Raw genomic sequence first — 22628 nt, forward strand, 5'->3', positions numbered from 1 at the left:
CCAGGATCGGCAATTGTGGATGGAAGGCGGAATGGCCGCTTCAGGCGGTCACGGGGCGGAAGCGGGCAAACATAACGCCGGCAGCGCCGTCCGAGGTAGCGTCATATAAGATGACATCTACTCTGACCCCGCCGCATTTCCCTCCAGTGCTTCGGCACTGCCTCGCCTAATCGGCAATCCATCAACAGTCTGATGGGCCGATGTTGAAATCGGAAAGCGTTACGCCTGTCTCGATCTGCTCATAGACAAGATGGAGGCGCAAACCCCGGCGAACACTGTCACCAAATTTAAAGCATACAGAACCCTTAATCATCGCCTGCGTTTGCGGAATATTGGCGCGATAAAAACTTTCGAAGGCAGGCGTCACAACAATATAGCGCTCCTCGACGATTCCATCCTTCGCTTCGAGCTGTTTAAGGTTCACGCCCCCTTGAGTTTGCTGGGTCTTCTCTTCGTCAGATCGCAGCTTGTTGACCACCTGGCTGGCCAATTGAGACAATTCTGAAGCGCTTGCAGGCGTCACATGAGCGAGCGAATCGCAGGCGGCGGCATCAATCGTGATTTCGAGTTTGTCGGACTTATCGTCGAGTTCGTACAGATCGATTAGTGAAATTCCTCGCTTCAGCGGAGTTGCGCTTTGCGGATTCCGGCAAGTATGCGACGCCATCTCTTCTCGTATATGATCAGACCCTGCTTTCAACTTCGCAAGTAGCGCCGAATCTTTGACAGCGAAATGTATTACGACCTTTGTGCCCTGGACAGTCGTGCCGTTAAAAGTGATGGGCGCACCCGGCGAGCGTGCCGTACCAGTCTCGATCGTATGGGCGATAGCGCCGGCCAACTGGTCTAACGGCATCGTGTTCACATCGGGCGCGTTCTGTGCATGCGCCGCCGGAATCACAATCAGCGGCGCGATCAGCAAAAAAACCGATGCTTGCAGAAAGCGTCGCTCCGGCATGCCAGTCGGGAGTTTCACAGATTTCTCCTTGCCCGGTGAGATCGGGTTAAAAAATCATCGTCACCTCAAAGATTTTCTACCGAAAGAAGTTTCAATCAACAATGCTCATCCGGCCGGTTATGGCACGAGAGAGTTGCCGTCGCACCAGGGTGAACGGCTGCTTTCGAGGAGCGACGCAATCCGGCTGCATGCCTTAATCGGGTCGATAGCTGCCAATCATGGTTGGGTCATTGGGGGCCATCAAGGTCGGGGGCGAATCCTGATTTTCAACGCTCAAATAGAATGCGCCACAATCATCCGGACTTTCCATATTCAGGTCGTTGAACAGAATATGAGGACTTCAGAGCGTCGCCGGACGCCTATCTGAAGCCTTAGGCACCCGGGAGGTCTGGTCTACATGACCACCAGCAGCGTCGGCCTTCAACGGTTCACGCTCGACCAACGCCCCGCCTCACCACCGCCGCCCGGAGATAAACCACCCCTACCCCTCGATCATCTCCCGCACCTTGTTCCCCAGCGCCGCCATGGCGAACGGTTTGGTCAGCACCTGCATGCCCGCGTCCAGGTGGCCGTTGCCGATCGCGGCGTTCTCGGCATAGCCGGTGATGAACAGCACCTTCAGCCCCGGGCGGGTCGCGCGGGCGGCGTCGGCCACCTGGCGGCCGTTCATGCCGCGCGGCAGGCCCACGTCGGTGATCAGCAGGTCGATGCGCGCATCGGACTCCAGGATCTTCAGGCCGGCCGGGCCGTCGCCGGCCTGCAGGGTGGCATAGCCCGCCTCCTCCAGCACCTCGATCATCAGCATGCGCACGGTGGGTTCGTCGTCGATTACCAGCACGGTCTCGCCATGGCCCGCGTCGGCGGCGGGGGCGGCCGCGGGCATGTCCGGGTCGTCGGCCTCGCCGATCAGCCGGGGCAGGTACAGGCCCATGGTCGTGCCCGTGCCCAGTTCGGAATAGATGCGCACCTGCCCGCCCGACTGGCGGACGAAGCCGTGGATCATCGACAGGCCCAGGCCCGTGCCCTGCCCGATCGGCTTCGTCGTGAAGAACGGGTCGAACGCGCGGGCGATCACGTCCGGCGTCATACCGGTGCCGGTGTCGGTCACGCTGAGCGAAATATATTGGCCGGGCGCCAGGTCGCGCTCGCCGGCGGCGCGGTCGTCCAGCCATTTGTTGGCGGTCTCGATGGTGATGCGCCCGCCGTCGGGCATGGCGTCGCGCGCGTTGATGCACAGGTTCAACAGCGCGTTTTCCAGCTGCGACGGGTCGACCCGCGTCGTCCACAGGCCGCCGGCGCCCACGACCTCGACCTCGATCGCCGGGCCGACCGTGCGGCGGATCAGGTCCTCCACCCCGGCCACCAGCCGGTTGACGTCGGTCGGCTTCGGATCGAGCGTCTGGCGGCGCGAGAAGGCGAGCAGCCGCTGGGTCAGCGCCGCCGCCCGGCGGGCCGAGCCCTGGGCGGCCGTGATATAGCGCTCGATGCCGCCCAGGCGGCCCTGGGCGAGGCGCGCTTCCAGCAGCTCCAGCGCGCCGACGATGCCGGCCAGCAGGTTGTTGAAGTCGTGCGCGATGCCGCCGGTCAGCTGGCCGATCGCCTCCATCTTCTGCGACTGGCGCAGCGCGTCCTGGGCCTTGGCCAGTTCGGCCTCGGCCTGCTTTTCCTCGGTGATGTCGCGACCGCTGCAATAGACCATGCCGTCTTCCGGCACGCCGACCCACGAGATCCAGCGATAGCTGCCGTCCTTGCAGCGATAGCGGTTGGGAAAGCGGATCGCCGGCTGCCCCTGCTGGGTCAGGTCGAACCCATCGCGCGTGCGCGCCACGTCGTCCGGGTGCAGCAGCTCGAAGATCGACATGCCGGCGACCTCGGCCTCGGTCCAGCCCAGCACCGTCAGCCACGCCGGGTTCGAGGTCTCGAAATAGCCTTGCGCATTCAACGCGCCCATCAGATCGGGGCTGACCTGCCAGGTCAGGCCGCGTGCCTGGGTGCGCTCGATCACCCGGCGCTCCAGGTCGGCATTGAGCGCGCGCAGCCGGGCCTCGCTTTCGCGCAGCGCCGCGTCGGCTTTCGCGCGCTCGGTCACGTCGGCGCCCTCGATGAAGATGCCGACCACCGTGCCGGACGAATCGCGCACCGGCTGGAATACGAAATCGACGCTGCGCTGGTCGACCGGGCCGCCCGGCGCCGCCTGGACCGCGTAGGGGGCGGCGTCGGCGGAAAACGCCTCGCCGCTCGCATAGACCTTGTCGAGCAGTTCCAGATAGCCCTGCTCGACCGCGTCGGGCAGCGCCTCGGCGATGGTCTTGCCCAGGACCGGGCGATGGCCGACCAGCTTCAAATAGCCCGGATTGGCCAGCTCGATGCGGTGCTGCGGCCCGCGCAGCATGGCCATGAAGGTCGGCGCCTGTTCGAACAGCTGCGAGAATTGCTCCTGCTCGGCCGCGATGCGCCGATCGGCCAGCACCCGCTCGGTCGTCTCGACCACGATGGCGATCACGCCGCCCGGCATGCCGTCGTCGCCCAGCACCGGCGAATAATCGAGGTTCATCCAGACCTGCTCGGCCCGGCCGGTGCGGTACAGCGTCAGCTCCTGGTCCTTGTAGGCGAGCGTGCCGCCGGCGAGGCCGACGCGCATGACGTTGGCGTTGAACTCCGCGACCTCGGGCCAGGCGTCGCACACTTTCTTGCCCAGCTTCTCGAAATGCCGCGCACCCGCGAACACGGAATAGGCGTCGTTGTAGATCATGACCCCGTCGGGACCCCACAGCAGCACGATCGGGATCGGCGAGCGCATCAGGAAGCCGGTGATGGTCTTCAGGCTGTGCGGCCATTCCGCAATCGGACCCAGTGCGGTCGACGGCCAGTCGAAATTGGCGACGCGCACGGCCATCTCGCCGGGGCAGTTCAGGAATTCGGATGGGGCCGAGCTTGGCATGAGAAGGTCTCGCGTGGGATCAGCGCCGTTCTGGTCAACGCGCCGGGTCGGAAAACGGCTCAAATCAGGACGGCGCCCTCATACCGGCACGACGTTGCCCACCTTGTCGCGCGACATCACCACGCTGGTGGTGAAGCGGCGGATGTTGGAATTGTCGAACAGCAGGCGCCGGGTGAACGCCTCGAAGTCCGCCATGTCGCGCGCGACCACGATCAGGATGAAATCGGCGACGCCGGTCACGTAATAGCATTGCTGCACGTTCGGGTCGGCGCGGGCCGCCCGGCGGAAGGCATCCAGCATGTCGGCGCGCTCGCGCTCCAGCTCGACGCCGACGATGAAGCTCATGGCCTGGCCGACCAGCGCCGGATCGACGATCGCGACCTCTGCCGTGATAGCGCCGATCGCGCGCAGGCGCTTGATGCGGCGCTGCACGGCGGCGGCGGATAGGTGCACGGCGGCGCCGATCTCCTCGCCGGTGGCGCGGGCGTCGACCTGCAGGCGGCGCAGGATTTCGCGGTCGAACTCGTCGAGGCTGGTGTCGTCGCTCATGCCGCATCAAACCATCGAAACTCGCGGATTGGCAACGGTGATGGGGCCATGAACGCGGCCGAACCGCGCGCGCCCTAGGTAGAATGACCTTCGTCACCAGCGCGAGGCTTCCCGATGTTGCTCAATTCCGGCCGTTCCGCCTATCGATCCGCCGACCGCGAACTGATCGGCGGCGGCCATGCCGCCGCGGTGCGGGCGCTGCTGGGGTTCTGCCCGGCCTCCGGCGCCACGCCGCTGCTGGCGCTGCCCGACCTGGCGGCGGCGCTGGGCGTGGCCCATGTCGCGATCAAGGCGGAATGGAGCCGGATGGGGCTGACCAGCTTCAAGGCGCTGGGCGGCGGTTATGCGGTTGCGCGGCTGATCCAGGCGCGCGCGTCGGCGGCGCTGGGCCGCCCGGCAACACCGGAGGAGCTGCGCTCGCCCCGGGTCCAGGCGATCGCGCGCGCCATCACGGTCGCGTGCGCCAGCGCCGGCAACCATGGCCTGTCGGTCGCGGCCGCCGCCCGCGTATTCGGCGCCCAGGCCGTCGTGTACCTGAGCCTGGGCGTACCGGAGCGTTTCGCCGCCGCCCTGCGCGCCAAGGGCGCCACGGTGGTGCGCGAGGGCGCCAGCTACGAGGGCAGCATGGCCGCGGCGACGGCGGCAGCGGCCCGGCACGGCTGGGACCTGGTGTCCGACAGTTCCTGGCCCGGCTATACCCAGGTCCCGCTCGACGTGATGCGCGGCTACACCCCATTGATCGAAGAGGCGGCCGAGGCCCTGGAGATGACCGGCGGCCCGGCGAGCCATGTCTTCGTCCAGGCGGGAGTCGGCGGGCTCGCGGCTGCGGCTGCCGGCCTGCTGCGCGATCGCTGGGGCGAGGATTTCACCTTCGTCGTCGTCGAGCCGGACGGGGCGCCCTGCCTGCTGGAAAGCGCCCGCGCCGGCCGGCCGGTCCGCATTACCGGCGCGCCAACCAGCCTCGGGCGGCTCGATTGCAAGGAGCCGTCCCTGCTCGCCCTTCACCTGCTGGACCATCTGGCCGACGGCTTCGTGACCGTGTCGGATGCGGCGGCCGAAGCGGCGGCATCGCGCCTCGCCACCCTCGGCGCCCCCGTCTCGCCGTGCGGTGCGACCGGCGCCGCCGGCCTGATCGCGGCCTGCGCCGACCCGGCCTGGCGCCGGGCCCTTGCCCTCGATCCCCGCGCCCGCGTGCTGCTGATCGGCACCGAGGCGGCGGAAACGCTCACGCCCGGAGACATGCCATGAAACTGTACTACCAGACCCATTCGCCCTATGCCCGCAAGGTGCTGGTGCTGGCCCACGAGGCCGGCCTCGCCGACCGGCTGCAGGTCGTGCATCACGAGACCAGCCCGACCCAGCGCAACGACGAGGTGTTCGCGGTCAACCCGCTGGGCAAGGTGCCGGTGCTCGTGCTCGACGACGGGCTGGTGCTGTTCGATTCCAACGTGATCTGCGAATACCTGGACGGGCTGCACGACGGCCCGACCTTGATCCCGCCCGCCGGCCCGGCGCGGTTCCTCAGCCTGCGGCTCCAGGCGCTGGCCCAGGGCCTGTGCGACGCCGGCATCGCCGTGCGCCACGATACGGTGCGCCGGCCCGAGCCCTATCGCTATCCGGCGATGCGCGACGGCCAGACCGCGAAGCTGATCGCCTCCTACGATTTCCTCGAGCGGGAAGAAGCGCTGCTCGACGCCCCCGGTGTGTGCGTCGGCCGGATCGCGCTCGCCACGGCGCTGAGCTGGCTCGATTTCCGCGAGTTGCCGGCGTTCGAGCCGGGGCGCCCGCGCCTCGCCGCCTTCTATCGCGCCTTCACCGATCGCCCCGCCATGCGGGCGACGCCGCTCACCGGCGAAACATTGGACTGACGGAGCCCCCCATGATCGATCACCTGGAACTGCAGACCCGCGACGTTGACGCCAGCATCCGCTTCTATGGCGACGTGCTGGCCCCGCTCGGCTATTCGCTCAAGGTCGACGGCCCGGCCAAGGGCTATGGCGACGGCACCAGCCTCGACCTGTTCTTCGTCGCGGGCGAGCCATCGACCCACGTCCATTTCGCGTTCGGGGCCTCCAGCCGCGCGCTGGTCGACCGGGTCTACGAGGTCGCCCGCGCCGCCGGCCATCCGCTCGACCGGGCGCCGGCGCTCGCCCCGCGCGTCCATCCGAACTATTACGCAGGCTATCTGCGCGATCCGGACGGACGGCTGGTCGAGTTCGTCTGTCATCAGGCGGGGTGAGGCGCTGCCTCAGACCGCCGCCACCACGCTGCGCACCACCGCCTCGCGCGGCTCCTTGACCAGGAACGCGACCGAGACGGCGCCCAGCACGGCGATGCCACCGGTCAGCGCGAAGGCGCTGGTGAAGGTGCCGGTCCATTGCACCAGGTAGCCGGTCACGGCCGGCGCCACGATGCCGGCCAGGTTGGCGATCAGGTGGACGAAGCCGCTGACGCCGCCAACCCGCGCATCTTCGACCGTATCGAGGATGATCGCCCAATAGGTGCTGGCGGTCAGGTACATGAAGAACACCGTGACCGCCATCAGCGCCACCGCCGGCACCACGCCTTCGACCATGCCGGCGAGCGCCACGCTGGCCGCGGCGATCAGCAGGCTGCAGACCAGCACCAGCTTGCGGGCGAACAGCGCATTGCCGGTGCGGCGGAAGATCGCGTCGCACACGAAGCCGCTGGACGCGAGCCCGACGAACCCCACCAGCCAGGGGATGGCGTTGACCACGCCCATCTTCTGGATCGACAGGTGCTGCGCCATGGTCAGGTAGGACGGGAACCAGGACAGGAAGAAATACAGGATGTAGGCATAGCCGAAGAAGGCGAAGGCGGTCGCCAGGATGGCCGGGCGCCGCAGGTAGGTGCCGAGCGGCAGGGCGGCCGCCGAGGGCTTCGCGGCGTCGGCGCGGGCAAGATCGAGGCGGTCGGCGTCGGCCAGCCAGCGATGCTCGCGCGGCCGGTCGGTCGCGAGCCACACCCAGCCCACGGTCCAGACGATGCCGATCGCCGCGATCGCGACGAAGGACAGGCGCCAGCCGACCGAGACGGCGAGCAGGCCCACCACCGGGCCGGCCAGAGCCGCGCCCAGCGGCTGGCCCGCATTGGCCATGCCGACGGCACTCGCCTGCTCGCGCCGGGGAAACCAGTTGCTGACCAGCTTGTTCGCGGTCGAGCTGAACGGCCCCTCGCCCATGCCGAACACCACGCGCACGACCAACAGCGAGAACAGCCCGGCCGTGACCGCGGTCAGCCCGCAGAAGATCGACCAGACCGTCATGGCGAGCGTGAACACGTTCTTCGGACCGATCTTGTCCGACGCCAGCCCGCCGACGAAGCAGAACAGCGCGTAGCCGATGAAGAAGCTGGAAAACACGATGCCCAACTGCGACGGGTCGAGCGCCATGTCCTTGGCGATCAGCGGTGCCGCGATCGACAGCGCGGCGCGGTCGAGATAGCTGATGGCGCCGCCGACGAACAGCAGCGCGATGATGAACCAACGCAGGCGTGCGAACATGGCGTACCTCCCGATGCCGGCTCTTGGGGCCGGTCGCTTTTGGAACCGTTCGTCGTGCTTCGGCAGCGCCTCTTACGCCGCGGCGGTCCTGCCGGTGTCGCGCATCAGGATCTGCTGATGGTCGCCGGTAATCTTGGCGTGGAAGGCGCGCGCGGCCTCGGAGAAGTCGGCGTCGGGCGGCTGCTCCGGTTCGAAATTGCGGAACTCGTCCACGCCGCGCACCAGCGTCGCGCTGTCGTGGGATCCGACCACCTGGCGGACATAGGTCGGCAGGTAGCGGATGGCGAAGCCGATGCGCCGCTTGCCTGAAGGGTTCGGGTCGGAGCCGTGGATCAGCCGCACGTGATGCAGCGACATCTCGCCCGGCTGCAGTTCCAGCATGTGCGCACTCGCCTCGTCGACCGAGACCGCGATCTCCTGGCCGCGCGACAGCAAGTTGCCCTCGGCGAAGGTGTCGCGATGAGGAATCTGGTCCAGCATGTGGCTGCGGGGGATGACGCGCATCGCGCCGTTCTCCGCCGTGCTCTCGCTGAGCGCCACCCACGCGGTCACGATGTCGGCCGGATCGAGCCCCCAATAGGTCGAATCCTGGTGCCAGGACACGAAGCCCGGGTCATGCGCCTCCTTGGTGAAGAACGACGAACCCCAGACCAGCAGGTTGGGACCGAGAATGTCCTCGACTGCATCGAGGATGCCGGGATGGCGGATCAACCGGTCGAGCCAGGTAAACAGCAGATGGCTCTTGTGGCGCATCGGGCCTTTCAGCAGCCCGTGCCGGGCCTCGTGGGCCTCCAGTTCGCGCCGCAGCGTGCCGGCCTCTTCCGTCGAAATCGCCCGGATCGGGGCCCGGAAACCGTGCGCGCGGTAGTGATCGACCGCCTCCGTCGTCAGCTTTTTCATAGGGATTTCCTCCACGATGCCGCATATTTCAGGCAGTTCGACTTTCTTATGTGTCGATACGATTTCAAGTGTGGAATCTTATGAAGATCCCTGTCAACGCCGACGAAAGAACCATGCCGGTTGAGGACGATGCCGCAGACGCGTTGCGTCGCCCGGGCGCGCCGGCGCTGGAAAAGGGCCTGGACCTGCTGGAGGCACTGGCGGCCGAGCCCAACGGCATCTCGCAGAAGAACCTGGCGGCCAAGGTCGGACGCTCCGTCGGCGAGATCTTCCGCATGCTGGGCGCCCTGGAGCAGCGGGGCTATGTCGGGCGCGATCCCAAGACCGGCGAGTACGGCTTGTCGCTGCGCCTGTTCCAACTCGCGACCCAGCATCCGCCGGCGCGCCGCCTGCAGCAGGCGGCCCTGCCGGTCATGGAGGAACTGGCGGCCGCGGTCGGCCTGTCGTGCCATCTCAGCATGCTGAGCGGCCCGCATTTCCTGACCGTGGCCCAGGCCGAGTCCGATCGGCAGATGGGCTGGTCGGTCAAGCTCGGCGCCCTGTTCCCTTTCACCATGCCCTATGTCTCGGCGCGCGTGCTGGCCGCGTTTCAGCACCGGCGGCGCGACGAGGTCATGGCGCTGCTGGCGCGCGAGAGCGGGCTGGCCGTCGACGCGATCCGCCCACGCCTCGACGCCATCCGGACCGCCGGCTACGACCTGTCGCCGAGCGAGATGGTGACCGGCCTGGTCGACATGAGCTGTCCGGTGCAGGACCATTCCGGCCAGGTACTGGCGGCGCTGACCCTGCCCTTCCTGCCCCAGCGCGACCAGGACAAGGACCCGGCCCCCACGCTCGCGCGGCTGCGCGCCGCCGCCGCGGACATCTCCGAAAAGATCGGTGCCGCAACAGCGTGAGACCGTCTTCGATGTTGACTCGATTTTTCATGAAGACGACAATGCAGGGTTGATTTCATTCTCGCACAAATGGATCGAGCCATGCCCGAACTGCCGGTCGCGGAAGCGCGCGACATCCATCGGAGCAATCCCAATTTCTTTCGAGGGGTGATCGACTTCGGACAAGACGACCATACAGTCCAGGCGGCGCTAGCGGGATCTATCTTCAAGAAATTCGCGAATCAGCAATTCGTCAATTGCTTCGACTTCGCCTTCAACAATCATCATTCGACCTCGCAGACCAAGCAGCGGATGATCGAATGGGGCCAAAGGAACGCATTCATCCAGCTGCCAGCAGGCCACCAGGCGGGGCACATCGACGTCTGGGGCGATGGCGATGACAGCCTCGCCCATGCCTGTCGCCTGATCGACGTCATGAATCCTCGGACGGACGATGTCTGGGCATCGGCCATGGGCGCGGGTCAGGCCATCGTCTCGCACTATCGCCGCTCGTTCGCGGGAGGCGCCTATGGCGCGCAGATCGTATCGTTCGTCAATTTTGCCAATTGGAACGCGGGGTGGATGCAGCAAGGCAACAATTTCGTCGGCGACATCGCCCGCTGGGCGAGGTAACCCTGCGACCTCGCACTGCAACATATTTGCCGCATAAAGCCCGGCCCGCCCGCCTTATTGCATCCTCGGCAACCGCCCCCGTCGAATTCCCGGACCCTTTCGCCCCGCTGGCACCTTAGTATGGGGTCGCCCGAGTGCGCGGCGGAACGATGGGAAGAGTGGCAATGAGCATCTTGGACGGGCCTGGGGGCCTCGCGTCGCTACCCCGCCCGGTCGTGGAGCCGAAACGGTTCACCGTGCGGCACGTCAGTACCTACCGCTATTCAGAGCCGGTCGGGTTCGGCGAGCATCGCATGATGTTCCGGCCGCGCGCGAGCCACGACCTGCGCCTGGTCGCGACCGATCTCGAGATCACGCCGGCCCCCTCCCGGCTGCATTGGCTGCACGACGTGTTCGACAATTCGGTCGCCGTCGCCAGCTTCGAGGCGGAGGCGGCGGAGCTGCGGTTCGAAAGCCTGGTGACGCTGGAGCATCTCGAGTCGCCGGCGCCGGACTATGCGCTGGAGCGCTACGCCGCGATCTATCCGTTCGTCTATACCAACGCCGAGGCCTCGGACCTGGTCAAGGCGCGCAACCGGCACTATCCGGACGAAGACGTCGATGCCTGGGCCTGGTCGTTCTTGCCGCCCGGCGGCTCGACCGGCACCATGACGCTGCTGCGCGCCATCACCCAGGCGATCCGGCGCGACTTCACCTACGTCCGCCGCGCCGAGAAGGGCGTCAACCATCCGGCCGAGACCCTGCGCCGCCGCAGCGGCAGCTGCCGGGATTTCGCGGTACTGATGATAGAGGCGGCGCGGTCGCTGGGCCTCGCGGCCCGTTTCGTCAGCGGCTACATCTTCGTGCCCGATTTCGACACGACCCAGGGCGGCGGCGCCACCCACGCCTGGCTGCAGATCTATCTGCCCGGCGCCGGCTGGGTCGATTTCGATCCGACGAACAGCATCGTCGGCAACCGACATCTGATCCGCGTCGCGGTCGCCTGGGACCATCACCAGGCCCTGCCGCTCTGGGGCACCTGGCACGGCGCGGCCGGTGCGTTCGAGGGGCTCGACGTCACGGTCAGCGTCACAGAAGAAAGTCCAGGCCGGTGAAGCTCCGCGTAGGGTACGCCCTGACCTATGACAGCCCGCAGCCGACGCCGATGATGCTGATGCTGAACACGCACTTCTCTCGCGTCGAGGACGTGCTGGTCGCCGACCTGCTGATGACCGATCCACCGGTCGCGATCCGGCACTATCGCGACGGATTCGGCAACCTGTGCGCCCGGATCGTGGCACCGCCGGGCCGGATCTCGCTGACCACCACGGCCCTGTTCGAAGTGTCCGACCAGCCCGAAGCCCGCCCGGCCGAGGGCTGGCAGTCGCCGGTCGAGGACCTGCCAGACGAATGCCTCGTGTTCCTGCTGGGCAGCCGCTATTGCGAAACCGACCTCCTGTCGAACGTCGCCTGGCAGATGTTCGGAAATTCGGCGCCCGGCGCCGCACGGGTCCAGGCGATCTGCGACTTCGTCTTCGGCCATATCGGCTTCGGTTACCAGTACGCCCGGCCGACCAAGACCGCCTGGGAGGCCTACCAGGAAGGCCGCGGCGTATGCCGCGACTTCGCCCATCTGGCGGTGGCGCTGTGTCGCGCCATGAACATCCCGGCGCGCTACTGCACCGGCTACATCAGCGACGTCGGCACGCCCAAGCCCTGGGGCACCATGGATTTCGCCGCCTGGTTCGAGGCCTATGTCGGCGGCACCTGGCAAACTTTCGACCCGCGCAACAACGTACCGCGCATCGGCCGGGTACTGATGGCCCGCGGGCGCGACGCCGCCGACGTGGCGCTCAGCAACATCTTCGGACAAAGCACGCTGGTGAGTTTCGACGTGCGCTGCGAGCCCGAGGATGCTTCTGCGTAGCCGGGGTCGCCCTCTTCAGCCCGTGAATGCCTCCCGGACCTTGCCGAACAGGCCGTCCATGCCGGCACGGTCGATCCAGCGGGCGACCAGGACCAGGTCGAGTTCGCGTGAGACCCAGACCACGTTGGCTCCGGCGCCGAGGGCGAATACGCTGTCGGCGGTGGCGCTCGGATAGCGAACGTCAGGGCCGCCGTTCAGCCACCACATCAGGCCATACTGATCGTTGTGCGGCGAGGGGGTCAGCATCGCCTGGACCCAGCCGGCCGGCAGAATGCGTCGCTCGCCCCAGAGCCCGTCGCGCGCCATCAGCAACCCCATGCGCGCATGGTCCCGGCTGCCGATGAACATGCCCCCGCCCCAGTGGCCGCCGCCGGAAACCGAGCGGAGCCGTTTGCCGTCGAGGTCGACGAAGGCGTCGCTATAACCGTGCCATTCCCAATCGGCGGAGGCGCCGATCGGATCCATCACCCGTTCCTTGAGCACGTCGGGCAACGGCCGGCCGAAGCGGTGGGTCAGGCAGGCGGCCAACAGGTTGACGCGTACGTCGTTATATTCGAACAACTCGCCCGGCGCCCGCATGGCGCGGGCCTCGCCCTTGGCCGCAACGACGCGGGCGCCACCGCCCACGACCCGGTTGTGATCCGCCGAATCCGGCTTGCCCCACAATTCCCCCGACCATTCGCTGGTCTGCTGGAGCAGATGGCGCCAGGTAATCGACGCGTTCTGCGGCGATGCGAACCAGGGTCCCGGCACATCCTCGGCCACCCGACGGTCGAGCGCAGCAATCAGCCCGTCGGCCAGGGCGAGACCGGCAAGGATGCCGAGGTAGCTCTTCGCGATCGAAAAAGTCATGTCGGCGTTACGCGTGTCACCCCACTCCGCCACCAACCTGCCACCGCGCAGGATCAGCCCGTTCGGCGCGCCTCGCGGCCGCACCGGACCGATCACCGCCGCATGTTCCGGCTTGTCGCCGATATCGGCGACGCCGACATAGCGCCCGTCGGGCAGATACATCGAGCGCGGCCAGGACGTCTCGTGCGAGCGGTGGAACTGGATCGCGTCCTGCAACCGCCTGGCATCGAAACCGGCCGCTTCGGGCGCCGCGGTCTCCCAGGAAAGATCGGCGGTGGGTACATAGCTGTGCGGCATCTGGTTTTCCTGGAACGCGGTCGAGGCTTGTAAGGAGCCCGCCGCATCCTCGGCAAAACCGCCTGAACGATGCAAGGCCCGAGATTGGAATTCGACTGTCGGCTCGATGTTACGATGCCCGGCAATGGTGTGTGCCACCGGGTCTCACCTTTCAAAAGAATGAGAGACTGCGTCGCCCGGAACGGGCTGATCAATCGCAAAGCATCGTGCTCTCGAGTTTTGCGATCGGACGAAGGATCTCGAGCACGAATTTTGGTTATTAAATAAATTCATGAAGTAATATATAAATATATATCGGAATCTATATATTCTGAGATAGACATAATGACCAACTACCGATAAATATAAAAACACGAAACGACCTGAACATTGAGTTCGACCGGCAAAATAGAAGCCGGAGAAATTACAATCAATGGCTCAGGAGAAATTCCCATGACTGGAATTCGCCTACGCTTATCGGCTGGGATGGGCGTCGCCCTATCGATGGTGGTCGGGCTCGCGAATCCGCCACCTGCAATTGCCGATCAACCACCCACGGCGCGGGCGCAGGTTCAACATCTGCTGCGCCGCCTGGCCTTCTCGGCGTCGCCGGCCACGGTCTCCGCCGTGGCTGCGGCCGGGAGCGACGTCTGGCTTCGTGCTCAGCTGACGCCGTCCGGCATCGACGATTCCGCGGCGATCGCCAGCCTGGAGCCGGAGCCGACGACGACCAATCCAGACGGCACCATCCCCAATGAATTCGCCTACGAGCGCCGCTTCATCCAGCGCGCCGTGCGCAGCCTGCGCCAGGTGCAGATGAAGCTGGTGCTGCACTGGATCGATCACTTCGCCATCGGCGACGAAAAAGTGCACGACCAGGCGATGATGTCGCGTTACGAGACCGTTCTTCGCAATGGCGGGCTCGGCAATTTCGAGCAGCTGGTGGCGGCCGTCGCCGCGGAGCCGGCCATGCTGATCTGGCTCGACAACGACGGCAACGCGGCCCCGATCCCGAACGAGAATTTCGCCCGCGAGCTGATGCAGATCTATCTCATGGGTGTGGATCGTCTGAATGCGGACGGTTCCGTGATCCCGGGACCCAATGGCAATCCGCTACCCAACTACAGCCAGGCCGACGTGCAGCAGGTGGCCTTGGCCATGACCGGCTTCAACGTGGTCTGGAACGACAGCGATCCCAATCCCAATACCGGCTTCGCCGTCAGCTTCGATCCGCGCAGCCACTATCCGGGCGCGCGCCAGATCATGGGCCAGACCGTGCAGGTGCCGAGCAATGCGACCTGCATGACCGCGATCATTCATTTTCTGGTGCGCCAGCCGTCGGTGGCGCCCTTCCAGGTGCGCGAATTGCTGCAGCGTTTCGTCACCGAGGCGCCCAGCCCCCGCTATATCGCCGACATTGTCCAGGTGTGGAACGCTCATCTCGACGACCCGAACCAGCTCGCGAACGTGCTCTGGGCGATCGCCCACCACCCGGAGTTCAATACGACCTATCGCTCGATGCCGAAGCAGCCGGTCGAACTGGTCCTGGGGGCATTGCGCCAATTGCCGGGCGTTCTGCGACCAAGCGTCGGGCAAGGACCCGGCGACGATCTGGTGAGCGGCGGCTGGCTGACGCTGTTGGGGCAGGAGCCCTATTTCCCGCCCAGCGTCTTTTCCTTCTACCGGCCGGGCCAGCTTTCGTCGTTGACCAATACCAACCTGGTGCTGCAGCGCACCGGGACTTTCACGGACGTGGCCGGAAGCAAGCCAAGCGACGACACGGCCAATGTCCTGATCGATATCCAGGCGTTGCGCACGCGTGTCGGCTCCACGGCGGGCCCCAAGATCGCCGCCTATCTGCTCGACGCCCTGGTCGATGGCGGCACGCCCGCTCTGCAGCAGACCATGGCGAGCTATCTCGGCGCCAAGCCCGACGACGACCAATTGCGCGGCGCCCTCTGGCTGCTGCTCAATTCGCCCTCTTACGCGGTGAACTGACATGACGACACGACGGCACGTCTTGAAGGGGCTGGGCGGCCTCGCCATAACGCCTTTCTTCCTGCGCAGCATGAGCGCCCAAGCGGCCGGCAGCGACGGGATCCTGGTCAGCATCCTGCTGGCCGGCGGCAATGACGGGCTCAATACCGTCGTGCCGCTCGGCCAGTATGGCGCCTACAAAAAGCTTCGGCGTCCCTCGGATCCGCCGAGCCCCGAGACGGCCCTCGACATTCCGCTGGCCAGCCTGGCCGCGACCGCGTTCGATGCCAACCCTGCGGTGTCGGCGAGTGCCGCTCGCACCTATGCGTTCAATCCGGCGATGGGCGCCATGCGCCAGCTCTATGCGGCCGGCCGTCTGGCGGTCGTCGCCGGGGTCGGGCTGCCGCTCGCCGAGGTGGCCAGCCTCGATCACGAAGTCGGGCAATATGACTGGCAGACCGGCACGATCAACACCTTCTCGACCGGCCAGCCGGGCTGGCTTGCGACCACCTTGGACAGCGTCGGAGCGACCGGGCGTCTGGGCAGCATGATCTCGGTCAGCGGCGACCTGCCGCTGTTGCTGAGTGATCGCGCGACGCAGGCGCTGGTTCTGCCGACACCCATCGACAATTTCGGCATCAGCACCGGCGGCGGCGACGACCAGGATCAGCTGCTACAGACCTATCAGCAGATCCTGGCGCTGCCGCCGACCAGCGCCGTCGAGGCCTATGACCGGGCGGTGGCGACGGGAGCCGGCGCGCTGGAGAATGGCGTCCAGGACATCGCCTCGGCAATGCCGGGCAGCGACTACCCGGCGCCGCAGAGCGACCTCGACCAGCAATTGCAGCAGATTGCCCGCCTGATCATCGGGGGTGCCGGCGCCCGGGCCTATTTCGCGGCCCAGGATGGCTATGACACTCATTCGGCGCAGAACCCGACCCAGGTCGGCCTGCTCACCGACCTGTCCACCTCGTTATCCAATTTCTACCACTACCTCAAGACCCATGGCGCCTCGTCCAAGGTGGTCATCGCGACCTTCTCGGATTTCGGCCGGCGCCCCTCTGCCAATCTCGATTTCGGTACCGACCATGGCGCCGCGAGCGTCTGCTTCGTGCTGGGCGACCGGGTGCATGGCGGCGTCTATGGCCGTTATCCGGATCTGACCAAACTGGACGACAATGGCAATCTCGCAATGCAGGTCGATTTCCGCAACGTCATATCGGATCTGATCGGCTTCATGGGCGGGAACCCGACGGCCGTGCTGGGCATGACGATGCCGCGACTGGGCTTCGTGTAACAGCCAGCATCGCCAAAGCCCTGGACGCGACGAGGATCAAGACCGCCCCGCACCATCGCCAAACCGCTTTGCAGGCGAACTACTCGGTCTGCACCGCGACGCTGGTCGCGCCGTGGGAGACGCCGTTGCCGTCGCGGAAATGCACGAAGATTCGGTGGGCGCCGGGGGCTGCGGCCACGCCGGCAGTGGCCGTGGCGAAGACCGAGAAAGTCGGCGTTCCGCCGGCAGCGATGCTGATGGGCACCGAGGAGACGGGGATAGCCAGGCACTGGCCGGTCGTGGGATCGGTCTGGCAGACGCCCAGCGCGATCGGCAGTGCAGCGTCGCCGGTATCGGCCGAGACCGACAGCGCGCCGGCCGCGCCGACATTGGCACTGGCGACCGCGAAGGCCGCCCCGTTCGCCGATAGCGGGATGCGTACGATGCCGTCGCCCGACGCGGTGGCGGCGAGCGCGATCACGTCCGTCGTCGCGGTCGCACCGAAGGCGAGGTCGACGGTGTTCACGCCCGGTACCAGAGTCGCCGGCGCAATGCCGGAGCAGAAGAACTGCAGCGGCACCGTCGTCATGGGAACGGTGGCACTGGCCTTGAACGACAGCAGGAAGGTCTGGGCCTCGCCGCCGAACAGCTGGAACAGGCGGTCCGGTACCCCCACGACTTTGTTGGTCAATGCATCGGTCGCCACCGTGGTCAGCGAGATCGGTGCCGATTGCTCCGAAGGCAGGTTGATCCGGCAGCCGGAGGCGAGGCTGGCGCCGCCATTGATCAGGGTCGCGAAGACCGTCGCGGTGCCGTCCTCGCGGACCGAGCGGGACCCCGGCAGCACCGCGCCCACGATCGAGGTCGGCACGGTGCCGAAGGTGTGCGCCTTGATCACGCCCAGCCCGCCGAACGTCCGCTCGACCGTGTTGGTGACGAGCGAGAAGACCGAGATCGTGTTATCTCCTGTGTTGACGATATAGGCCTCGCTGGCGTCGGAGGTAACCCGGACCTGGGTCGGATTCCGGCCAACCGGGATCCTCGACGTGACCGTATAAATGGCGCTGCCCGCGAGCGGGATGACATCGACCTCGTTGTCGGCGGCCGAAAGCACATAGAGCGTCGTACCGTCCTGCGAGAAGAACATCGAGCGCGGCTGGTTCACACCCGTGATCGTGTTCGTCACCGTCGAGCGGCTGAGATTGACCACCGAAATGTCGTTGGACCCCGTGTTGAGCGAAAAGAGGATCCCCCCTCTCCAGGCGAGGCTCCTCGGGCCCGTACCGACAGGGATCGTCGCGGTGATCACGTTGCCCACGGCCCCCGCTGTCGCGACGACGGAAACCGTGTTGGCGGCGGAATTCGCGACATAGATCGTATCGACCAGGCCGGCAGTGGTCGACTGGGTCACTGCTGCGACCCCTTCCGGCTGGTCGAACCCGGTAATCGTGGCGACGATCTGGTTGACCTGGGGTCCCAGCAGCGGAACGACGGAGATCGTATCGGCAGCCTGGTTGGCGATGTACAGGAATTTGTCGCCAGCCGTGCCGGTGAACCCCGACGGCGTGCTGAGTCCGGTCGTCTTGCCGAGCACCGTGCCGGCAAGATCTCCGGTCAGGGCAACATACTCGAGGCTATTGGCCGCCGTATCGCGCACCAGGGCGATCGCTCCGGTGGCGTCGATGCCGAAATCGTCGGGCGTGCCGCCGAGCGGCAGGCGCTGGGTGACCGTGAAGGCCTGGGGACCGGCGGTGGGAACCAGCAGAAATGCCCTGGCCCCCGTGCCAGGATCCTGGCTCAGGATATAGAGCGGCTGCCCGGTCTGTGCCCGGGCCGTGCCGCAGATCGCCGTCAAAACCGACACGACCAGCGCGAAGCAAAGTACTCGCATGCCTACCCCAACCCACAATCTGCCGGCTCTTTCCGGTTAAACGGATAGGTAGCGAGCTTTCGGGGCGGCGTCCATCCTCGACGTCAAGGAGCCTTCGATTTCCGGAAGTTCTGCAGGGAGCCTTCGAGGAACGAGAAGAAGATGTCGGCGGCGTACCCGACCAGGAAGGCGACGGCGAGCGGCGACAGCGAGGCGCCCTGCCCGATCGAGAAATTATTGAACAGGCCGACGATCGCCCCGCCGATGGCGGCGATGACGAAGCGGGCCGATGCCGCGTAGGTCGGCCGGAAGGTCTGGCTCGCCACCTGTTCGGAAAACACCCGCAGCAGATAGGCACAGGCACCGAGCAGCGCATAGAGCACCGGCAGGATGCAGGCGCTGATGGCACCATACAGCAGCGAGGCGGCGTCCTGCACCGACTTGGCGTCGGACCGCACGTTCTGGTAGGCGGCGGTCAGTCGGTTGAGATTGTTCACCAGTTCCGGGACGCTGTTGGACAGCGAGGGGTCGAGCTCCAGCCGGCCCTTGCCGTCCGCGGGACCTTCCCTGAACTCGAATTCGACCGGCACGAACCAAGCCAGTTGCTTGGTGCGCGCGCGGATCGACCGGATCGTCGCCGCATATTGCTGCAGGTCTGGAAGGCTGTTGAGCGCCGCGGTGCTCGCAGTCGGTGCGCCCGAGGTATTGAGCTGCGCATGCAGGTTGACCGCGAGCTGGTTCGCGACCGCCAGGTCGGCGGTCACCGCATTGGAAAGCCCGGTATAGACGAACGAGATCATCGACAGCGGCAGGATGATGACGGCGAGCGCGCAGGCCATGCCGCGATAGTTTCGGATCGTCGTATAGGCTTGCTCGCGACAGGCGCGCAACGTCTCGGCCGTTACCGGGTGCACGAGGGCGGCGAGCTTGATGATGGCCGAGGCCAGCCGGCCCGCCTCCGCGCAGTTCCACGCGGAATCGCCCTCGATCCGCGCCTGGATGATGCGCTGGGAAGTGTCCGCGTCGACGTCGATCCCGGCCTCGACGGCGTAGCGCAGCAGATGGCCCGCGTTATCCAGCAGGGTAGCGGGTTCGGCACGCCGTCTCGCGCCGACGCGGCGCACTGCCGGCGAAATCACGGCGCCGAGAAAAGCTTGGGGATCGGTATCCAGCTGCGACGTCATGGGATGCCTCCTGAGGAGCCGGGCGAGCCGGCTCGACACAATGAAGCGCGATCCCGGTTGTACGCCTTCGCGCACTGCGCATCCTATGAAGCGAGACACACTCCCGTCGGGGACGGGGATTCGATGAAAGCTCCGGGGCCGGAAAAACCCTACTCCATTACCAAGCCGGACCGATAGAGGCGAAGCCTCACATCCTGACGCCTTCGTGCGCCAGCAGCCAGCGCTTGCGCTCCAGCCCGCCGGCGTAGCCGGTCAGGTCGCGGTCGTGGCCGACGACGCGGTGGCACGCCAGGATGATGGCGACGGGATTGAGCGAATTGGCATAGCCCACCGCCCGGCTGGCCTTGGGCCGTCCGAGCCGGGCTGCGAGTGCACCGTAGGTCGTGATCGTGCCGACCGGGATGGCGCGCAGCGCCCGCCAACATTGCTCCTGGAACTCCGTGCCGCCCGTTGCGACCGGCAGGTCGTCGAACGCGGTGAAGTCGCCGGCCAGATAGGCCCGGACCCGGGCCGAGGCACCCAGCGGATCGGCCCGCTCGACCAGGCGGAACGGACCGTAGCGCTTGGTCAGAAGCGCCTTCATACGCGCCTCGTAGCCGGCATAGTCGAGCGCCACCAGGGCGGCACCGTCGCTCGCCACCAGGATGTCGCCGATCGCACTCGGCACGCGGTCGAAATCGAGATCGGTCATGTCAGCCTCCCGTCGCTCCGCCAAGGCTCATCCACAGATGCAGGGCGGCATAGGCGCGCCAGGGCCGCCAGGCCTCGGCGCGCAGATCCATTTCCTTGAAGCTGGGCAGGCCGGCCGCCGTGATCATCGCCTTGCGCAGGCCCAGGTCGCCCGACGGGAAGGCGTCGGGCTCGCGCAGCGCGCGCATGGCGATGTAATGGGCGGTCCAGGGACCGATGCCCGGCAGCGCGTCGAGCCGTTCGACCAGCAGGCCGAGCGGCAGGCCGCCCATCAGCAGCGCCGGCTCGGCCAATGCCGCCCGTGCCAAGCCGGCGATGGTCTCGGCCCGTTTGGTCGGAATGCGCAGCACGCCGGGATCGGCGCCGATCAGGGCGGCGGGATCCGGGAACACCTGGAACAGGCCGGGCGGTGGCGGCTCGCCGTCCTCGAGTTGCAACGGCGCACCGTAGGAGAGTGCCACCCTGCCGGCGAGCGTGGTTGCCGCGGCGACGCTGACCTGCTGGCCGAGGATGGCGCGCACCGCCAGTTCGAACGGATCCCAGGCGCCCGGCACGCGCAGGCCCGGCCGCAGCGCCACGAGCGGCGCCAGCAGCGGATCGCGGCCGAACTGGATCGCGATGGCGGCGATGTCGGTCATCAGGTCGAACTGCCGCACCAGCCGTTCGGCGATCGCGGCATGGGCCGTGGCATCCGGATAGCGGATCGCGACCTCGAGGCCGTCGGCACCGGGACCGAGCTCGATCGTGCCGTGCCGGCCGTTCAGCAGGATGGTCCGGCGATAGGCCAGGCCATCGACGGCCTCGACGCCCGGGATGCAGCGGGGTGCCAGGAAACCCGCGATGATTGACCAGTCGAACGGGTGATGGACCGGTAGCGCGAGGCGGACGATGGGGGAAGCGTTCATAGGCGCGATACTAGCCGGAGGGACGCGGCCGTCTCGCGGTTTTCGGACATGGTCGTTACCGCTTCCGAGATTAGTTGCATTTGTTACTGCTTGGTGACGCGGACGGCTTGTGCCACCATCCGCCGCCGTTGACGACGAACGGCCGACTGGGCATGCGACGCCGGCCGTCGCCACGGATAGGGAACACAGACCGGATGAATCTTGCGCGTCGGCTCGGCCTCCTGACCAGCCTCCTCGCCCTCACCCTCACGATCCTGCCGGCAAGTGCCGCGGAAAACGTGCTGCGGCGCCCGAACACGGCTGAGCCAGAATCGCTCGATCCGCAGAAGATCACAGGCCTGTCCGAAGCCAACGTGATCCGCGACCTGTTCGAACCGCTGATCGCGCTCGACGCCGATCGACACCCCTCGCCGGGTGCCGCCGAGAGCTGGGACGTATCGGACGACAAGAAGACCTGGACCTTTCACCTGCGCCCCGGCGCCCAATGGTCGGACGGCACGCCGCTGACCTCGGCCGACTGGGTCTATTCGCTGCGTCGCCTGGTCGATCCTGCGACCGGCGCCGCCAAGTTCGACCAGATCCGCAGCGTCGTGAATGCCGAGGAGATCGCGAGCGGGCGCGAGAAGGACATCACCAAGCTGGGCGTCGTCGCAGTCGATCCCACGACCCTGCGCTTCGATCTGGCCCAGCCGGAACTGATCCTGCCGCTCCTGATCGCCGACGTGGGCGCCGCCCCGGTGCCACGCGCGGCCATTGAAAAATGGGCGAACCAATGGACCCGGCCCGGCCATATGCTGTCGAACGGCGCCTATCGGCTGGAAAGCTGGGAGCCGCACGACAAGATCGTCCTGACGAAAAATCCGCTGTTCCACGCCGCCGCCCACGTCGCGATCGAGCGGGTCGTGCACTACCCGCTCGACGATCCGAACCGCGGCGTGAAGCAATATCGCGCGGGCGAGATGGATTGGGCCTCGCTGCCCAAGAGCCAGCTTGCCTGGGCCCGCAAGGAGATGGCGCCGGAACTGCACGTCGGCGACACGGACGGGCTGTGGTACCTGTTCTTCAACATGAAGAAGGGCATACTGGCCGAGCATAAGGGGATCCGCGAGGCGCTGTCGCTCGCGGTCGACCGCCAGACCATCGTCACCAAGATCGATCCGCGCGGCCAGAAGCCGGCCTACGCGATGGTGCCGACGGTGATGCCCGACTATACGCCGCAGAGCTACGACTGGCAGGCATCGTCCTATGCCGATCGCCTGGCGCGCGCCAAGCAGCTGATGGCGACCGCGGGCTATGGTCCGGACCATCCGTTG

At 66.5% G+C, this 22628-nt stretch carries 20 protein-coding genes; 10 read left to right on the top strand and 10 right to left on the bottom strand.

Annotated features, from left to right (window positions below):
• Positions 1–181: 181 nt before the first annotated feature.
• The 3 genes from VGV37_RS15545 to VGV37_RS15555 all read right to left on the bottom strand — a co-directional run bounded on the left by VGV37_RS15545 (position 182) and on the right by VGV37_RS15555 (position 4448).
• The gene (locus VGV37_RS15545) at positions 182–976 is read right to left on the bottom strand and encodes a PA3611 family quorum-sensing-regulated virulence factor (RefSeq protein WP_326880601.1); all 795 of its coding nucleotides are present in this window, start codon (positions 974–976) and stop codon (positions 182–184) included.
• Between the two features lie 463 nt (positions 977–1439).
• A complete protein-coding gene (locus VGV37_RS15550; protein WP_326880602.1) occupies positions 1440–3899 on the bottom strand; it encodes a PAS domain-containing protein in 2460 nt (819 codons plus the stop codon).
• A 78-nt stretch (positions 3900–3977) separates the two neighbouring features.
• Positions 3978–4448 (bottom strand): Lrp/AsnC family transcriptional regulator, encoded by a 471-nt coding sequence (locus VGV37_RS15555; protein WP_326880603.1) that lies wholly within the window; start codon positions 4446–4448, stop codon positions 3978–3980.
• 114 nt (positions 4449–4562) lie between these two features.
• Here VGV37_RS15555 and VGV37_RS15560 point away from each other — a divergent pair, with 114 nt between their 5' ends.
• Genes VGV37_RS15560 through VGV37_RS15570 form a run of 3 tightly spaced genes read left to right on the top strand, consistent with a single transcriptional unit; the run spans position 4563 to position 6687 of the window.
• Positions 4563–5696: a diaminopropionate ammonia-lyase gene (locus tag VGV37_RS15560; protein WP_326880604.1), complete on the top strand. Its 1134-nt coding sequence runs from the start codon at positions 4563–4565 to the stop codon at positions 5694–5696.
• On the top strand, positions 5693–6316 hold the full coding sequence (locus VGV37_RS15565) for a glutathione S-transferase family protein (protein ID WP_326880605.1): 624 nt from the start codon (positions 5693–5695) through the stop codon (positions 6314–6316). The genes VGV37_RS15560 and VGV37_RS15565 overlap by 4 nt, the downstream gene beginning before the upstream one ends.
• An 11-nt stretch (positions 6317–6327) precedes the next feature.
• Complete coding sequence (locus VGV37_RS15570) at positions 6328–6687, top strand: VOC family protein (protein WP_326880606.1); 360 nt, start codon at positions 6328–6330, stop codon at positions 6685–6687.
• Positions 6688–6696: 9 nt separating this feature from the next.
• Here the strand turns inward: VGV37_RS15570 and VGV37_RS15575 are convergent, their stop codons facing one another.
• Together VGV37_RS15575 and VGV37_RS15580 are read right to left on the bottom strand one after the other, a co-directional pair.
• Positions 6697–7971 carry an MFS transporter gene (locus tag VGV37_RS15575; RefSeq protein WP_326880607.1) on the bottom strand — a complete coding sequence of 425 codons (1275 nt, stop codon included), beginning with the start codon at positions 7969–7971 and terminating at the stop codon, positions 6697–6699.
• A 72-nt stretch (positions 7972–8043) separates the two neighbouring features.
• Positions 8044–8871 carry a phytanoyl-CoA dioxygenase family protein gene (locus VGV37_RS15580; RefSeq protein ID WP_326880608.1) on the bottom strand — a complete coding sequence of 276 codons (828 nt, stop codon included), beginning with the start codon at positions 8869–8871 and terminating at the stop codon, positions 8044–8046.
• A 113-nt stretch (positions 8872–8984) separates the two neighbouring features.
• Between VGV37_RS15580 and VGV37_RS15585 the strand changes: the two genes are divergently transcribed.
• The 4 genes from VGV37_RS15585 (at position 8985) to VGV37_RS15600 (ending at position 12285) form a co-directional block, all read left to right on the top strand.
• Positions 8985–9767: an IclR family transcriptional regulator gene (locus VGV37_RS15585; RefSeq protein WP_326880609.1), complete on the top strand. Its 783-nt coding sequence runs from the start codon at positions 8985–8987 to the stop codon at positions 9765–9767.
• A gap of 81 nt (positions 9768–9848) precedes the next feature.
• Positions 9849–10379 (top strand): hypothetical protein, encoded by a 531-nt coding sequence (locus VGV37_RS15590; RefSeq protein WP_326880610.1) that lies wholly within the window; start codon positions 9849–9851, stop codon positions 10377–10379.
• A 164-nt stretch (positions 10380–10543) separates the two neighbouring features.
• On the top strand, positions 10544–11473 hold the full coding sequence (locus VGV37_RS15595; protein WP_326880611.1) for a transglutaminase family protein: 930 nt from the start codon (positions 10544–10546) through the stop codon (positions 11471–11473).
• Positions 11470–12285: a transglutaminase family protein gene (locus VGV37_RS15600; RefSeq protein WP_326880612.1), complete on the top strand. Its 816-nt coding sequence runs from the start codon at positions 11470–11472 to the stop codon at positions 12283–12285. Before VGV37_RS15595 ends, VGV37_RS15600 begins: the two co-directional genes overlap by 4 nt.
• Before the next feature lie 15 nt (positions 12286–12300).
• Here VGV37_RS15600 and VGV37_RS15605 read toward each other — a convergent pair whose 3' ends face one another.
• Entirely contained in the window at positions 12301–13434 is a 1134-nt protein-coding gene (locus VGV37_RS15605) for a serine hydrolase domain-containing protein (RefSeq protein ID WP_326880613.1), read from the bottom strand.
• 432 nt (positions 13435–13866) lie between these two features.
• Here VGV37_RS15605 and VGV37_RS15610 point away from each other — a divergent pair, with 432 nt between their 5' ends.
• The gene (locus VGV37_RS15610) at positions 13867–15411 is read left to right on the top strand and encodes a DUF1800 domain-containing protein (protein ID WP_326880614.1); all 1545 of its coding nucleotides are present in this window, start codon (positions 13867–13869) and stop codon (positions 15409–15411) included.
• 1 nt (position 15412) lies between these two features.
• A complete protein-coding gene (locus tag VGV37_RS15615) occupies positions 15413–16687 on the top strand; it encodes a DUF1501 domain-containing protein (protein ID WP_326880615.1) in 1275 nt (424 codons plus the stop codon).
• A gap of 79 nt (positions 16688–16766) precedes the next feature.
• On the opposite strand, the gene VGV37_RS15620 is transcribed toward VGV37_RS15615, so the two are convergent.
• The 4 genes from VGV37_RS15620 to VGV37_RS15635 all read right to left on the bottom strand — a co-directional run bounded on the left by VGV37_RS15620 (position 16767) and on the right by VGV37_RS15635 (position 21315).
• Positions 16767–18557 (bottom strand): YncE family protein, encoded by a 1791-nt coding sequence (locus tag VGV37_RS15620; protein WP_326880616.1) that lies wholly within the window; start codon positions 18555–18557, stop codon positions 16767–16769.
• Between the two features lie 83 nt (positions 18558–18640).
• Positions 18641–19720, bottom strand: a complete 1080-nt coding sequence (locus tag VGV37_RS15625) for a hypothetical protein (RefSeq protein WP_326880617.1) — start codon at positions 19718–19720, stop codon at positions 18641–18643.
• A 187-nt stretch (positions 19721–19907) separates the two neighbouring features.
• Positions 19908–20411 carry a methylated-DNA--[protein]-cysteine S-methyltransferase gene (locus VGV37_RS15630; RefSeq protein WP_326880618.1) on the bottom strand — a complete coding sequence of 168 codons (504 nt, stop codon included), beginning with the start codon at positions 20409–20411 and terminating at the stop codon, positions 19908–19910.
• A 1-nt stretch (position 20412) separates the two neighbouring features.
• A complete protein-coding gene (locus tag VGV37_RS15635) occupies positions 20413–21315 on the bottom strand; it encodes a DNA-3-methyladenine glycosylase family protein (protein WP_326880619.1) in 903 nt (300 codons plus the stop codon).
• A 194-nt stretch (positions 21316–21509) separates the two neighbouring features.
• On the opposite strand from VGV37_RS15635, the gene VGV37_RS15640 reads away from it, so the two are divergent.
• Positions 21510–22628, top strand: a 1119-nt coding sequence (locus VGV37_RS15640) for a peptide ABC transporter substrate-binding protein (RefSeq protein WP_326880620.1), incomplete at its 3' end; no start/stop codon positions are given.

Origin of the sequence: Aliidongia sp. (assembly GCF_035943795.1) — a bacterium.
Taxonomy (GTDB): domain Bacteria; phylum Pseudomonadota; class Alphaproteobacteria; order ATCC43930; family CGMCC-115725; genus Aliidongia.